The following is a 14381-nucleotide window of genomic DNA, read 5'->3' as shown; positions in this document are numbered from 1 at the left end:
CCGCCGTGCTGCTCGCCCCCTTCCTCCTGCTCTTCACCGCGTGCACGCTGATCCCGATCGGCTACGCGATCCGGCTCAGCCTGTTCACCGAACACCGCTCCGGCCTCGGCTTCGGCGACGCCGAGACGGTCTTCACCGGGCTCGGCAACTACACCCGGGCGCTGAGCGACGAGGCGTTCCGCGGCGGCTTCCTGACCGCCGCCCAGTACTGCCTGATCTACATCCCGCTGATGACCGGCCTGGCGCTCGTGCTGGCCCTGCTGCTGGACTCCACGCTGGCCCGCGCCCGGCGCTTCTTCCAGCTGACGCTGTTCATCCCGCACGCCGTACCCGGCATCATCGCCGCCCTGCTGTGGATGTACCTCTACACCCCCGGCATCAGCCCCGTGCTCGACGCGCTGGAGTCCCTGGGCACCCAGCCCGACCCGCTCGGCCACCCGCTGCCCGCCGTGGTCAACATGGCGCTGTGGCAGTGGACCGGCTACAACCTGGTCATCTTCTACGCCGCCCTGCAGGCCATCGACCGCTCGGTGCTGGAGGCCGCCGTCGTCGACGGCGCCGGACCGCTGCGCACCGCCCTGAGCATCAAGGTGCCGCTGATCCGGCCGTCGATCGCCATGGTCGGCCTGTTCACCGTCATCGGCTCGCTCCAGCTGTTCACCGAGCCGATGATCCTCTACGGCACCTCCCCGGGCGTCACCTCCTCCTGGACCCCCAACATGTACGCCTACACGGCCGCCTTCGAGCGCCACGACTACGGGCTCGCCGCCTCCGCCTCGGTGCTGCTGGCCCTCGCCGCGGCGGGACTCTCCTTCGCCGTCACCCGGCTCACCCGGGGCCGCTCCGACCGCCGGCGGGAGGCCGACGCATGACCACCACCGCCACCCGCCCCGCCGACGCCCCGCCGCGCCGCCCGGACCGCGCCAACCGCCCGCGCCGCCCCTGGACGCTCTCCAAGGCCGCCGTCAACGGCACCCTGGTCCTGGCCACCGTCTACACCCTGTGGCCGCTCGGCTGGCTGCTCACGGCCTCCGCCAAGAACACCGCCGACCTGCTCGGCGGGAACGCCCTGGGCGCCGACAACTTCCGGCTCGGGCAGAACCTGCACGACCTGGCCACCACCGGCGACGGCATCTACTTCCGCTGGTACCTCAACTCGCTGCTGTACGCCGGGATCGGCTCCGTGCTGTGCGCACTGGTGTGCGTCGCGGCCGGCTACGCCTTCCACGTCTACCGCTTCCCCGGCAAGGAGAAGCTGTTCGGCCTGGTGCTGCTGGGCGTGCTGGTGCCCACCACCGCGCTCGCCCTGCCGATGTACCTGCTGGCCTCCGAGCTCGGCATCGTCAACACCTTCTGGGCGGTCTTCCTGCCCTCGCTGGTCAACCCCTTCGGCGTCTACCTGGCCCGGGTGTTCTGCGCCGGCTACGTGCCGAACGAGGTCCTGGAGGCCGCCCGGATGGACGGCGCCGGGGAGCTGCGGACCTTCTGGTCGATCGGGCTGCGGATGGTGATGCCCGGCTTCGTGACCGTGCTGCTGTTCCAGTTCACCGCCATCTGGAACAACTTCTTCCTGCCACTGGTGATGCTCTCCGACAGCAAGCTGTTCCCGGTCAGCCTCGGCCTGTTCAGCTGGAACGCCCAGACCAAGGCCTTCCCCGAGTACTACCCGCTGGTCATCACCGGCTCGCTGCTCGCCGTCGTGCCGCTCGTGCTCGCGTTCGTGCTGCTCCAGCGGCACTGGAAGGCCGGCCTGACCGCAGGGAGCGTCAAGTGAACCCGAACCCCGCCACCGCCGCGGACACCGCCGCCGCGACCGCGTCCGCCCCTACGCCCGACCGGGAGACCACCGTGCCAGACGGCCGGCCCGCCTGCCGCCCCCGCGCCGTCCTCGCCATGCACCGCGAGCTCGCCGGCCGCCTGATCGACCCGCACACGATGGCCCGGCTCACCGCGCTGGCCGACCTCGACCCGGCGCTCGTCCTGGACGACTTCACCACCCCCGAGGCCCGCGCCGCGCTCGCCGACGCCGAGGTGATCGTCTCCAGCTGGGGCTGCCCGCCGATCGACGAAGAGGTGCTGGCCGCCGCCCCGCGGCTGAGCGCCGTGATCCACGCCGCCGGCTCGGTCAAGCACCACGTCACCGAGGCCTGCTGGCGCCGCGGCCTGCAGGTCACCTCGGCGGCCTGGGCCAACGCCCTGCCGGTCGCCGAGTACACCGTCGCCGTCGTACTGCTCGCCAACAAGCGGCTGCTGCCGATCCGCGAGGAGTACCGCAGCCGCCGCGCCCCGTACGACTGGCAGCTGGCGTACGCCACGGCTGGCAACTACCGGCGCACCGTCGGCATCGTCGGCGCCTCCCGGATCGGCCGGCGGGTGCTGGAACTGCTGCGCCCGCACGACCTGGACCTGCTGCTGCACGACCCGTACGTCGACCCCGCCGAGGCCGCCCGGCTCGGCGCGCGCTCCGTCGGCCTGGACGAACTCTGCGCCGCCTCCGACGTGGTGAGCGTGCACGCCCCCGAACTCCCGGCCACCCGGCACCTGATCGACGGCCGCCGGCTCGCCCTGATGGCTGACGGGACCACCCTGGTCAACACCTCGCGCGGCTCCCTGGTCGACCAGGAGGCGCTGGTGCGCGAGGTCGCCTCCGGGCGCCTCGGCGCCGTCATCGACGTCACCGAGCCCGAGGTGCTGCCCGCCGACTCCCCGCTCTACGACCTGCCGAACGTCTTCCTCACCCCCCACGTGGCCGGCTCGCTCGGCGGTGAGCTGCACCGGATGGCCGCCGCCGCCGCGGACGAGCTCGCCCGCTACACCGCCGGGCAGCCCTTCGCCCACCCCGTCCTCGCCGAGGACGTCCACCGCACCGCGTGATCGCGCGCCGCGCCCCTGTGCCGCGCGGCCCCCTCACCACACGCACCGCCGCACGTGCCTCGCCACGCGCCCCGTCACGCGTGCCCCCGCACTACGCGCTCCCCGCACCAGCAACGAATCGGAGAACCCCCATGTCCCGCAGGGTGATCGGCATCGTCATGAACGGCGTGACCGGCCGGATGGGCTACCGCCAGCACCTGGTCCGCTCCATCCTCGCCATCCGCGAGCAGGGCGGCCTGCCGCTCGGCGACGGCGAGACGCTGTGGCCCGAGCCGATCCTGGTCGGCCGCAACGCCGACAAGCTCAAGGACCTCGCCGACCGGCACGGCCTCACCCACTGGACCACCTCCCTCGACGAGGCCCTCGCCCACCCGCTCGCCGAGATCTACTTCGACGCCCAGGTCACCCCCGCCCGGGAGACCGCGCTGCGCACGGCGATCGCCGCCGGCAAGCACATCTACACCGAGAAGCCCACCGCCGAGTCGCTGGAGGCCGCGCTCGACCTCGCCCGGCTCGCCCGCGAGGCCGGCGTGTGCAACGGCGCCGTGCAGGACAAGCTCTTCCTCCCCGGCCTGCGCAAGCTCAAGCGGCTGGTGGACGGCGGCTTCTTCGGCCGGATCCTCTCCGTGCGCGGCGAGTTCGGCTACTGGGTCTTCGAGGGCGACTGGCAGCAGGCCCAGCGGCCGTCCTGGAACTACCGCGCCGAGGACGGCGGCGGCATGGTCCTCGACATGTTCCCGCACTGGCGCTACGTGCTGGACGGCATCATCGCCCCGGTCCGCTCGGTGTACGCCCACACCGCCACCCACATCCCGGAGCGGACGGACGAGCGCGGGCAGGTCTACCGGGCCACCGCCGACGACGCCGCGTACGGCGTCTTCGAGCTGGAGGGCGGCATCACCGCCCAGATCAACTCCTCCTGGGCGGTCCGGGTGGACCGCGACGAGCTGGTGGAGTTCCAGGTGGACGGCACCGAGGGCAGCGCGGTCGCCGGCCTGCGCGAGTGCCGCTTCCAGCACCGCGCGGCCACCCCCAAGCCGGTCTGGAACCCGGACCTGCCGGTGACCGAGCCGTTCCGCGCGCAGTGGCAGCGGGTGCCGGACAACGAGGAGTTCGACAACGGCTTCAAGGCGCAGTGGGAGCTGTTCCTGCGCCACGTGACCACCGGCTCCCCGTACCACTGGGACCTGCTGGAGGGCGCCAAGGGCGTGCAGCTCGCCGAGCTCGGCCTGCGCTCCGCCCGCGAGGGGCGCCGGCTGGACGTTCCCGAGCTGTCCCTGTGACGGCCCGCCGGCCGCACCCCGGCCGGCCGCCCCGCACCCGGCCGCCGGGGAACCGACCGCCCCGCAGCCGCCCGCCGACGAGACGAATGCGCTGACACCATGACCGAGATCGACCTGCCCGGCCACGGCCGGATCCGGCTGCGCGAGCCCGCCGTGCTGCCCGCCTCCCCCGACGCCGCCCGCTCGCGGACGGCCTTCGCCGCCGCCCACGTGGTCGCCGACCCGCTGGGCGACAACGCCCCCGGTGCACCCGCCGCCGTCGACTGGGACTCCACTCTCGCCTTCCGCCGGCACCTGTGGTCGCTGGGCCTGGGCGTGGCCGACGCGATGGACACCGCCCAGCGCGGCATGGGCCTCGACTGGCCGGCCACCCGCGAGCTGATCACCCGCTCCGGGGCCGCGGCCCGCGCCTGCGGCGGCCGGCTGGCCTGCGGCGTCGGCACCGACCAGCTCGCCCCCGGCGCCCACGCGCCGGCCGCCGTCCGCGCCGCCTACGAGGAGCAGCTGACCGTGGTCCAGGAGGCCGGCGCGCAGCCGATCCTGATGGCCAGCCGCGCCCTGGCCGCCGCCGCGCGCGGCCCGGAGGACTACCTGGAGGTGTACGGCGGGCTGATCGCCGGCTCCGACCGGCCGGTGCTGCTGCACTGGCTCGGCGAGATGTTCGACCCGGCGCTGTCCGGCTACTGGGGCTCCGCCGACCTGGACGAGGCCACCGCCACCGTGCTGGAGCTGATCGGCGCGCACGCCGACCGGATCGAGGGCATCAAGGTCTCCCTGCTGGACGCCGACCGGGAGATCGCGCTGCGCCGCGCGCTGCCGCCCGGCGTGCGGATGTACACCGGTGACGACTTCCACTACCCCGAGCTGATCCGCGGCGACGAACGCGGCCACAGCCACGCCCTGCTGGGCGTCTTCGACCCGATCGCGGCCATCGCCGCGGCGGCGCTGCGGGCACTCGACGAGGGCGACCTCGACCGCTACGAGGAGCTGTTCGCACCGACCGTGCCGCTGGCCCGGCACCTGTTCGCCGCGCCGACCTTCCACTACAAGACCGGCGTGGTCTTCCTCGCCTGGCTGGCGGGCCACCAGGACCACTTCACCATGGTCGGCGGTGCGCAGAGCGGGCGTTCGCTGCCCCACCTGGTGGAGCTGTTCCGGCTCGCGGACGCGGCCGGGGTGCTCCCCGACCCGGATCTCGCGGCCGACCGGATGCGCCGGCTGCTCGCGGTCGCGGGGGTGGCGGCATGAGCGGCTCCCCCGCGGTGACCGGCCTCGACCGGCTGTCGCTCAACCAGATCACCACCAAGGGCTGGAGCCTGCCGGAGGCCGTGCGGGGCTGTGCGGACGCCGGCATCCCGGCCATCGGGCTGTGGCGCGACAAGGTCGCCGAGACCGGCCTGGCCCGCTCCGCGAAGCTGTGCCGGGACGCCGGGCTCGCCGTCAGCAGCCTCTGCCGGGGCGGTTTCCTGACCGCCGACGGGCCCGAGCAGCGCCGGGCCGCGCTCGCCGACAACCTGCTGGCCATCGAGGAGGCCGCCGAACTCGGCACCGACACCCTGGTGCTGGTCGTCGGCGGCCTGCCGGCGGGCAGCCGCGACCTGGTCGGCGCGCGCGCCGCCGTCGCCGACCTGCTCGCCGAACTCGCGCCGCACGCGGGCGACTTCGGCGTTCGGCTGGCGATCGAGCCGCTGCACCCGATGTTCTGCGCCGACCGCGCGGTGGTCTCCACCCTGGGCCAGGCGCTCGACCTCGCCGCCCCGCACCCCGCCCGGCAGGTCGGCGTGGTCGTCGACAGCTACCACGTCTGGTGGGACCCTGCGCTGCCCGAGCAGATCGCCCGCGCCGGGCGGGAGGGCCGGATCGCCTCCTACCAGGTGTGCGACTGGACCCTGCCGCTGCCCGCCGACGCCCTGCTCGGCCGCGGCCACGTGGGCGACGGCCACATCGACTTCCGCGCCCTCACCGGCCTGGTCACCGCCGCCGGGTACGAGGGCTGGATCGAGGTCGAGATCTTCAACCAGGAGATCTGGGACACCCCGGGCGAGCTGACGCTGCGCACCCTGATCGAGCGCCACCTCACCCATCTGGCCTCGCCGTGAGGGTGGTCGTCGCGCCCGACTCCTTCAAGGGCACCGTCGGCGCGCGGGACGCCGCCCTCGCCCTGGCCGCCGGCTGGCGCTCGGTGCGGCCGGACGACGAGCTGCTGATCCGTCCGATGGCCGACGGCGGGGAGGGCACACTCGACGCACTCGCGGCGGCCCTGCCCGGCGCCGTCCTGCACCCGGTCCCCGGCTGCACCGGCCCCGACGGGCGGCCGGTCACCGGACGCTTCGCACTGCTGCCGGACGGCACCGCGCTGGTCGAACTGGCCGACACCGGCGGCCTGCCGCTGCTCGGCGGCGCCCTCGCCCCGCTCACCGCCGGCACCCGCGGCACCGGCGAGACCATCGCCGCCGCGCTGGACGCCGGTGCGCGGCAGGTGACCGTCGCGCTCGGCGGCTCCGCGTCCACCGACGGCGGTGCCGGGCTGCTGGCCGCCCTCGGCCTGCGGCTGCTGGACGACACCGGCGCCGACCTCCCGGACGGCGGCGGCGCCCTCCCCCGGGCCGTCCGGCTCGACCGCACCGCCCTGCGCGCCGCACCGGCGGGCGGTGTCCGGGTGCTGACCGACGTCACCAATCCGCTGCTCGGCCCCGGCGGAGCGGCCGCGGTGTACGGGCCGCAGAAGGGCGCCGACCAGGACGGGACCGCCCTGCTGGAGGCAGGGCTGCGCCGCTTCGCCGCACTGCTCGGGGGCGACCCGGACCTCCCCGGATCGGGCGCGGCCGGCGGCACCGCCTACGGCCTGGTGACCGCCTGGGGCGCCCAGGTGGTCCCCGGTGCGGCGGCGGTGGCCGGGCTCACCGGACTCGACGAGGCCCTCGCCGGGGCCGGCCTGGTGATCACCGGTGAGGGCCGGTTCGACGGCACCAGCCTGCTCGGCAAGGCGGTCGGCGAGGTCCTCACCCGCGCGCGGCGGGCCGACGTCCCCGCCCGGGTCGTCGCCGGCGAGTCCGCCGACCCCGCCGCGCTCACCCTCACGGAGCTGTCCGGCGACCCGGCCGACGCCCGCCACCGGGCCGCCCACTGGCTCACCACCGCCGGCGCCCACCTGGCCCGCACCCACGCCGCCGGTTGACCTCTTGCCCCGGCCCGGGAACCACCACGTGCTCCCCGGGCCGGGGCAACGCCTCACCCACGCTCCGCCGCCGTCCCGGCCCGGGCCCTCGCCGGCGAGGCCACCGACCCCGGCACACTCACCCGCACGGAACTGTCCGACGACCCGGCCGACGCCCTCCACCGCGCGACCCACCGGCTCACCATCACCGGCACCCACCTGGTTCGCCCACCGGCACCCCTCCCCCGGCGGAGCACAGGAGCGGGAAGCGGCAGCGGAGGGCCGTGGCCGAGGCCAGCAGTGACCGCAGTGGCCCGCGCCCGGTCACACCGGACGGAAGCGCAGGGCCTGCCCGGGCCGGGTCTGGGCGGCGAGCGGGAGATCGTCCTCGTGCACGGTCGCGACGACGGGGTAGCCGCCGGTCACCGGGTGGTCGGCGAGGAAGAGGATCGGCTGCCCGTCCGGCGGCACCTGGAGCGCGCCCGGAACCGCGGCCTCGGAGGGGAGTTCGCCCGGGCGGGCGCGGCGCAGCGCGGCCCCGGTCAACCGCATGCCCACCCGGTCGCTCCGGTCGGTGACGCGGTAGGGCCGGGCGCACAGAGTGGCGAGGGACCCGGGCGTGAACCAGTCGTCGCGGGGGCCGAGCAGGATCCGCAGGACGGGTTCGGCGGGCAGCGCGCGCTGGGGGGCGAAGTCCGCCGCGGGCCAGCCGGCCGTGAGGTCCCCGACCGGCAGGAGGTCGCCGGCGGCGAGCCGGGCGGGACCGATTCCGGACAGCGTGTCGGTGGATCGCGAGCCGAGGACGGGCGGCACGGCCACGCCGCCGCGTACGGCGAGGTAGACCCGCAGGCCCTCGTACGGGACGCCGATGGTCAGCCGGCTGCCGGGGGCGAGCCCGACCGGGGCGTTGAGGTCGACGGCGCGGGCGTCGGCGTGGGCGGGGCAGGGCGCGCCGGTGAGGGCGATGGTGGCGTGGTGGTCGAAGTCCAGCACGAGCCCGCCCAAGGGCGCCTCGACGGCCGCGGCCCCCTCCCGGTTGCCGACGAGCCGGTTGGCCAGGCTCAGGCTGCGGCGGTCGGCGGCGCCCGAGCGGCCGACCCCGAGCGCGGCGTGGCCGGGGCGGCCCAGGTCCTGGACGGTGGCTCCGAAGCCCGGGTGGATCACTCGTACACGGCGCGTGGGTGCTGTGGGGCTGCCCGTCATCAGGTCCTCCGTGAGGTGCTGGTGGGTCGGTGGGTGGCCGAGGCCCGCAGGGCCCGCCGCAGGCCCCCGGGGGTCCCCGTCCCCGGAGCGGCCGGCTCCGGGGACGGGTCCGCCGTGGCGGGTCGCGTCACGGGCGGCGTGGCGGGGCCTGCGGGTCCGGCGGGCCGGCCGGCGTGAAGCGGACGGTCGTGCCGGGTGTGAGCGGAGTCGGCGGGTGGGCCCCGGGATTCCACAGCGACACGCCGGTGGTGCCGAGCAGGTGCCAGCCGCCGGGGGACTCGCGGGGGTAGACGCCGGTGAACTCGTCGGCCACGGCGACCGAGCCCGCGGGGACCCGGGTGCGCGGGACGGTGCGGCGCGGAACCCTGAGGGCGGGGTCGGCCCCCGTCAGGTAGGCGAATCCGGGCGCGAATCCGCAGAACGCCACCCGGTAGGTGGCGGCGCAGTGGCGGGCGATCACCTGGGGGACCGTCAGACCGCAGAGACCGGCGACCTCCGCCAGGTCCGCGCCGTCGTAGCGGACCGGGATCTCGACGGTCACCCCCGCCCCGTTGGCGCCCGCGGTGGTGGAGGCCCCCGGGTCGACCGTGCGCAGGTCGACGGTGCGCAGGGCCGCGGTGAGGCGGGCCCGGTCGGTGGTCCGGGGGTCGTAGCGCAGCAGGACGGTGCGGGCGGCGGGAACGAGTTCCCGCACCCCGGGCAGTGGGTCGCGCAGCAGCGCGGTGTGCAGCCGGGCCGCCTGGTCGAGGTCGCGGACCTCGACCAGCAGGGCCCGGCTGCCGTACCGGAGGATCTCCATGAGGACGGTTCAGCCCCTCTCGGCGAGCAGGTAGTCACGGTCGAACCGGTCGGTCACGAACATGTGCCCCGGCGCGTGGGTGATCGCGAAGGGCGGACGGGAGGCCATCAGGGCCGACTGCGGCGTGACGCCGCAGGCCCAGAACACCGGCACGTCGTCGGGCCCGATCACGGTCGGGTCGCCGAAGTCGGGGCGCCCCAGGTCGGCGATGCCGAGCTCGGCGTTGGAGCGGTCCCCCGGCTCGCCGACGGCCACCGGTGCCCCGTGCACGGCCGGCATCCGGGCGGTGATCGCCTGCGCGTCGGCGACCAGGTCGCGGGGGACGGGACGCATGGAGACCACCATCGGGCCGTGCAGCCGTCCGGCGGGCGCGCACGGCCGGGTGGTGCGGTACATCGCGACGTTGCGGCCCTCGGTGACGTGGCGCAGCGGTATGCCGGCGTCCAGCAGCGCGGACTCGAAGGTGAAGGAGCAGCCGATGAGGAAGGTGACGAGGTCGTCGCGCCAGTGCGCGGAGACCTCGGTGTGCTCCTGGTACCGGCCGTCGTGCCACACCCGGTAGCGGGGCAGGTCGGTGGCCAGGTCCGCGCCGGGGGCCAGGGCGCTGGTGCGGGCGCCGGGAGCGGTCTGTTCGAGGACGGGACAGGGGGCGGGGTTGAGTGCGGCGAAGCGGGCCACGTCGGCGGCCCAGTCCACGGGCACGCTGATCAGGTTCGCCTGGGTGCGGCCCAGGCACCAGCCGGCCGTGGGCACCGCGGTGCCGGCCCGGAACAGTCCGCGGGCGCGGGCGGGTGCGAGGGTGGCGTGGTTCTCGGTCATGGGAGGGATCTCCTTCGTCGGCGGGGCGGGGTTTCTCGACAGGGGAATGCCGGGGCGGTTCGGCGGGGTGTGTCGCGCGGGGTCGGTTGCGCGGGGGAAGCGCGGGGGAAGCGCGGGGGGGGTAGCGCGGGGGCGGCGACCGGCGGGTCAGCGCGCAGAGGGGTCCAGCAGGCCGGAGAGTGTGGTCATCGGCGACAGGGGTCCGAGGACCGCGGCCATGCCGACCCCGCGGTCGCCGAGCCGCACCCCCACCGCCAGGTGGCGGGCGGGCCCCGGCCCGCGGCTGACCGACAGGCTCAGGCCGCGGGCACCGGCAGCGCGGTAGCGTCCGGCGAACAGCGAGAGGGGTCCGGTCACGAGCAGCCGGCCTCCGAGGGTGAGCACCACGGCGGTCGCGGCGACGGCCAGTCGTAGGAAGGGATGGAGGTCCAGCCCCGCGTCGATCACCGCCGCGGACAACGCGGCCACGACCGGCGAGCGGTCGTACCGGGCGGTGCGCTGAGGTCGGCGGGTACGTCTCCGAGCCGGGCGGCCCTGTCGCGATCGTGGCATGATCTTCCCCCAACTGCGGTGTGGTGAAGGCTCTTTCGTCATCGACAGTGGCAGCCTCCCGAATCGGCCCGCAAGGCATCGTCGGCACCCGATCCACTTTGCCGGAAGGAGGACGATCCACCAGGAGGATTGTTGAACAATTGCATTGCACCTCCTGGGACCTGACGGGACGTCGCCCGAGGTGGTACGAAGGTGCGACACAGGTGAAGAGCCGGGAGGGGCGCCGTGGACAACGCCATGGACCGCGAAGCGGGCAGTGCGGTCGAGGACTGGGCCGAGGAACTCGCCCAGGCGGGCTGGAGCAGCAAGGCCGAACACATCGCGTCGATCCTGCGCAGGCGGATCTCCGAGGGGAAACACCTGCCCGACAAGCGGCTGCCCGAGGACACGATCAGCCAGGGACTGAAGGTCTCCCGCAACACCCTGCGCGAGGCGTTCCGCCTGCTGGCGCACGAGGGGATCGTCGAACACCGGCACGGCCGGGGCGTGTTCGTCCGCCGGCTGACCGTGGCCGACGTGACCGACCTGTACCGGCTGCGGCGGGTGGTGCAGCCGGCCTCCATCAGGGACCTGAAGGGCCGGGCCGTCGACCTCGGTCAGGCCCGGGCGGCCGTCGAAGAGTCCGAGGCGGCCGGGCCGGAGGCCGACTGGAGGGTCCTGGGCACCGCCAACCTGCGGTTCCACCTGGCGCTCACGGCGCTGGCCGGCAGCCGCCGCCTGGACGAGCTGATGAGCCGGGTACTGGCCGAACTGCGTCTCGTGTTCTACGCGATGTCGGACCTCCGCGAGTTCCACGTCGTCTACGGCGCGCGCAACCGGAGGATCCTGGAGCTGATCGAGGCGGGGGCCTTCACGAAGGCGGCCAACGAGATGACCTCCTACCTGCGGGACGCCGAGCGCGATCTGGTCGAGCGGTACGTCGCGGCCGCGTGACACCCGGTCCGCCGCCGTCGCGGTGGGCCTCCCGCCGCCCACCGCCGCCGGCTGCCATACTCCGCAGATGGGCAACACGGACGACGACCCGGGGAAACCCGTCGCGGCGGCCGGAAGGCACCGCGGCGAGCCGCACGAGGCGGGCGGCCTGGGCGGCCGGCTGAACTGGCTCCGCGCCGCGGTGCTGGGGGCCAATGACGGGGTGGTGTCGACGGCCGGGCTCGTGGTGGGCGTGGCGGGCGCGCAGGCCACGTCGAGCGAACTCCTGACCGCCGGTCTGGCCGGGCTGCTGGCCGGATCGCTGTCGATGGCCGCCGGGGAGTACGTCTCGGTCAGCACCCAGCGGGACTCCGAGCGGGCGGCGCTGGCGCAGGAGCGACGCGAGCTCGCCACCGCGCCCCAGGAGGAGCTCGACGAGCTGACCGGCCTGTACGTCGCCAAGGGCCTGACGCCCCAGCTGGCACGGCAGGTCGCGGTGGAACTGACGGCACACGACCCGTTGGCCGCACACGCCGAGGTCGAGCTGGGCATCGACCCCGAGGAGCTCACCAACCCGTGGCACGCCGCCGGGGCCAGCTTCGCGGCGTTCACGGTCGGCGCCCTGCTGCCGCTGCTGGCCATCGTGCTGCCGCCGGCCGACGCACGGATCGCGGTGACCGTGGCCTCCGTGCTCGTGGCCCTCGCCGCGTGCGGCTGGGGTTCCGCACGCCTCGGCAGGGCGCCCGTCCGGCCCGCCGTCCTGCGCAACGTCGCCGGCGGCGCCCTGGCCATGGCGATCACCTACGCGGCCGGAGCCCTGCTGCACGCCTCCACACTCTGAGATCGCGTGGTCCGGAACACTCCGTCCCCTCCGGAGTTCAGTACTCGTTCTTGATGACGAAGAACGATCCGCGGATGGTGCCGGCGAGCTTCGACTTCTGCCGTGCGAACTTGAACCGTGGGGCGAGTTCCTCGGGGACCTCCATCCCGTCGGAGAGCTTGAACCCGACCGCCCGCTTCCCGGAATCGTCCACGGTGTACATCACGTTGACCGACAGGCCGCTCTCGTAGAAGACGTAGGCCATCCGGATGTTCTCGACCTGGAACGCGGTGGCTTCCAGCGGCCTGGACGCGATGACGATCTCGCGTTCCTCCCGGAGGATGCGGTGCACCCAGTCGACGACCTCCGCGGCGTCCTCCGCGCGTTCCACCGTGAAGACGTGGTCGTACTTGTTCTTGAAGTAGCGGGCCTCGTTGGCGCGGAGCCCGGCGAGCGCTTCCGCGACGGGTGACGACTCCAGGCCCACGGTCGACACGGTGGCGAAATCCACGGTGTAGGTCATGACGGACTCCCTCTCAACGGCCTCGACGGCATCAACGGCGCCGCGGGCCACGGAGCGGCCCGTTCGGGGTGTGCCTCTGCACCGGTCCGGCGACGGCGGGGGCGTCGATCGTAACAATCCGCCGCCTCCCGTCCCGGGAACGGCCGGACGGCGTGTCCCCCGCGGCGGGGCCGGCCCCGGCCGGCGCGTCGGCACCGGTCCCGGTCCCGGTCCCGCGGTGGAGGGCTTCCCGCTTCTCACACACCCGTGACGCCGTCGACGCACTCCCGGATCAGGTCGGCGTGACCGTTGCCTCCGCCATGTGCTGGACCAGGCCCAGCAGGGTCATCGAGGACGGCGGCATGGCGGCCGGCCGCAGCCGGCGGTCGTCGAGCCCGTCGCACGGTGGAAGTCCAGCCAGCTCTCCAGCACGGCGCGTTCATCGGCCCGCAGGGGCGGGACGGCGGCGGGGCCGCGCCGTCACCGTCGGCGCGGTTGGCCGTTGACCGTACGGCGGGCGAGCGGCACCGGTAGCGTCTGCGGTATGGGAACGACCGAACGCCTTTGGGCGGCAGTGGTGTTGACGATCTCCTGCCTGGCAGTGAGCGGCTGCTCCGGGGGCAGCACCCCGGCCGCGGACACGGCCTCGGGCTCGGCGGGGAGCACGACAGGGAGCGCGGCGGAGGACATCGAGGCCGGCGAGTTCGCGTCCGGCCACCTCCGGAACATCGTCGAGTCGGTGTACATCTCCGGAACCGCGGGGCTGCGCGGCGGCCAGGTGTTCCGTCCCGAGCCGGGAAAGCCGCTGACCCTCTCGCCCTGCCGGCTGGAGCAGCCGCAGGTCGGCGTGCAGATCGCCGACAAGGACCGCGCAGGGGTTCCGGCCGTGCCCGTTCCGGCGCTCTACGAGTTGCGGGTCCCCGCCGAGGCCGACGGTCTGTGGGTGAGCGTGTACGTGCTCGCGCGCGATGCGGACAAGACCAAAGTGCTCACCGACCTGGTGACGGCCGGCCGCGCGTGCGAACCGCGCAAGGTCACGAGCACCGACCACCCCGCGACGGCGACCGCGCCGGCACTTTCCACGGCGCCGGTGCTGACCACCGCGGGGATCACCTCGGGACCGGACGGCCCCGGCGTGGCCGTGCTCAGCAGGTCGGCCCCCGCCACCTCGGCCGCCACCACCCCGCCGAGGACCCCGGGCTGGACCATCGGTCCGGACGGGAGGCTCGCGCCCGACGGCGATCTGCTGGCCGCCTCCAAGCCCGGCCCGGCGCCCGTGGACTACGGCGAGGCGGTGTTCTACGGCACCAGCGGCCGCGTCCTGGTCGAAGTGGTCAAGGTCGGCAAGAACCACGTCTCGACGAGCGCGTCCGAAACCCCCGCCGCCGAGGAGGCGTATCCGGCCGCGCAGCGGGCCCTCGCGGCGCTGCTCGGCGGCTTCAAGGGTCTGCCGGACTGAC

At 74.7% G+C, this 14381-nt stretch carries 15 protein-coding genes and 1 pseudogene; 10 read left to right on the top strand and 6 right to left on the bottom strand.

Annotated features, from left to right (window positions below):
- The first annotated feature begins 5 nt into the window (after positions 1-5).
- From ABZW10_RS13205 to ABZW10_RS13175, 7 genes are all read left to right on the top strand, one after another.
- Positions 6-872 (top strand): sugar ABC transporter permease, encoded by an 867-nt coding sequence (locus ABZW10_RS13205; RefSeq protein WP_355363646.1) that lies wholly within the window; start codon positions 6-8, stop codon positions 870-872.
- Positions 869-1774, top strand: coding sequence for a carbohydrate ABC transporter permease (locus tag ABZW10_RS13200; protein WP_355363515.1), 906 nt, complete (start codon positions 869-871; stop codon positions 1772-1774). The genes ABZW10_RS13205 and ABZW10_RS13200 overlap by 4 nt, the downstream gene beginning before the upstream one ends.
- Positions 1775-1893: 119 nt before the next feature.
- Positions 1894-2874 carry a hydroxyacid dehydrogenase gene (locus tag ABZW10_RS13195; RefSeq protein ID WP_355363644.1) on the top strand — a complete coding sequence of 327 codons (981 nt, stop codon included), beginning with the start codon at positions 1894-1896 and terminating at the stop codon, positions 2872-2874.
- 131 nt (positions 2875-3005) lie between these two features.
- Positions 3006-4157, top strand: coding sequence for a Gfo/Idh/MocA family oxidoreductase (locus ABZW10_RS13190; RefSeq protein ID WP_355363513.1), 1152 nt, complete (start codon positions 3006-3008; stop codon positions 4155-4157).
- Positions 4158-4256: 99 nt separating this feature from the next.
- A complete protein-coding gene (locus ABZW10_RS13185) occupies positions 4257-5405 on the top strand; it encodes a dihydrodipicolinate synthase family protein (protein ID WP_355363511.1) in 1149 nt (382 codons plus the stop codon).
- A complete protein-coding gene (locus ABZW10_RS13180; RefSeq protein ID WP_355363509.1) occupies positions 5402-6256 on the top strand; it encodes a sugar phosphate isomerase/epimerase family protein in 855 nt (284 codons plus the stop codon). The genes ABZW10_RS13185 and ABZW10_RS13180 overlap by 4 nt, the downstream gene beginning before the upstream one ends.
- Positions 6253-7335 carry a glycerate kinase gene (locus ABZW10_RS13175; RefSeq protein WP_355363507.1) on the top strand — a complete coding sequence of 361 codons (1083 nt, stop codon included), beginning with the start codon at positions 6253-6255 and terminating at the stop codon, positions 7333-7335. The genes ABZW10_RS13180 and ABZW10_RS13175 overlap by 4 nt, the downstream gene beginning before the upstream one ends.
- A 303-nt stretch (positions 7336-7638) precedes the next feature.
- Here ABZW10_RS13175 and ABZW10_RS13170 read toward each other — a convergent pair whose 3' ends face one another.
- The 4 genes from ABZW10_RS13170 to ABZW10_RS13155 form a co-directional block, all read right to left on the bottom strand.
- Positions 7639-8517 carry a biotin-dependent carboxyltransferase family protein gene (locus ABZW10_RS13170; protein ID WP_355363505.1) on the bottom strand — a complete coding sequence of 293 codons (879 nt, stop codon included), beginning with the start codon at positions 8515-8517 and terminating at the stop codon, positions 7639-7641.
- A gap of 127 nt (positions 8518-8644) precedes the next feature.
- Positions 8645-9316, bottom strand: coding sequence for an allophanate hydrolase subunit 1 (locus ABZW10_RS13165; RefSeq protein WP_355363503.1), 672 nt, complete (start codon positions 9314-9316; stop codon positions 8645-8647).
- 9 nt (positions 9317-9325) lie between these two features.
- Entirely contained in the window at positions 9326-10135 is an 810-nt protein-coding gene (locus ABZW10_RS13160; protein WP_355363501.1) for a putative hydro-lyase, read from the bottom strand.
- Between the two features lie 147 nt (positions 10136-10282).
- Complete coding sequence (locus tag ABZW10_RS13155; protein ID WP_355363499.1) at positions 10283-10603, bottom strand: hypothetical protein; 321 nt, start codon at positions 10601-10603, stop codon at positions 10283-10285.
- 309 nt (positions 10604-10912) lie between these two features.
- Here ABZW10_RS13155 and ABZW10_RS13150 point away from each other — a divergent pair, with 309 nt between their 5' ends.
- Both ABZW10_RS13150 and ABZW10_RS13145 read left to right on the top strand, forming a co-directional pair.
- Positions 10913-11620, top strand: coding sequence for a GntR family transcriptional regulator (locus tag ABZW10_RS13150; protein WP_355363497.1), 708 nt, complete (start codon positions 10913-10915; stop codon positions 11618-11620).
- Between the two features lie 67 nt (positions 11621-11687).
- Complete coding sequence (locus ABZW10_RS13145; protein WP_355363495.1) at positions 11688-12440, top strand: VIT family protein; 753 nt, start codon at positions 11688-11690, stop codon at positions 12438-12440.
- 37 nt (positions 12441-12477) lie between these two features.
- Here ABZW10_RS13145 and ABZW10_RS13140 read toward each other — a convergent pair whose 3' ends face one another.
- On the bottom strand, positions 12478-12942 hold the full coding sequence (locus tag ABZW10_RS13140) for a phage tail protein (protein WP_355363493.1): 465 nt from the start codon (positions 12940-12942) through the stop codon (positions 12478-12480).
- 292 nt (positions 12943-13234) lie between these two features.
- Positions 13235-13374, bottom strand: a pseudogene (locus ABZW10_RS13135) (DUF664 domain-containing protein); the annotation flags it as partial.
- A 91-nt stretch (positions 13375-13465) separates the two neighbouring features.
- On the opposite strand from ABZW10_RS13135, the gene ABZW10_RS13130 reads away from it, so the two are divergent.
- Entirely contained in the window at positions 13466-14380 is a 915-nt protein-coding gene (locus ABZW10_RS13130) for a hypothetical protein (RefSeq protein ID WP_355363491.1), read from the top strand.
- Position 14381: the final 1 nt, after the last annotated feature.

Origin of the sequence: Kitasatospora sp. NPDC004723 (genome assembly GCF_040609255.1) — a bacterium.
Lineage (GTDB): Bacteria > Actinomycetota > Actinomycetes > Streptomycetales > Streptomycetaceae > Kitasatospora.
This window is presented reverse-complemented; position numbering and strand designations above follow the sequence as displayed.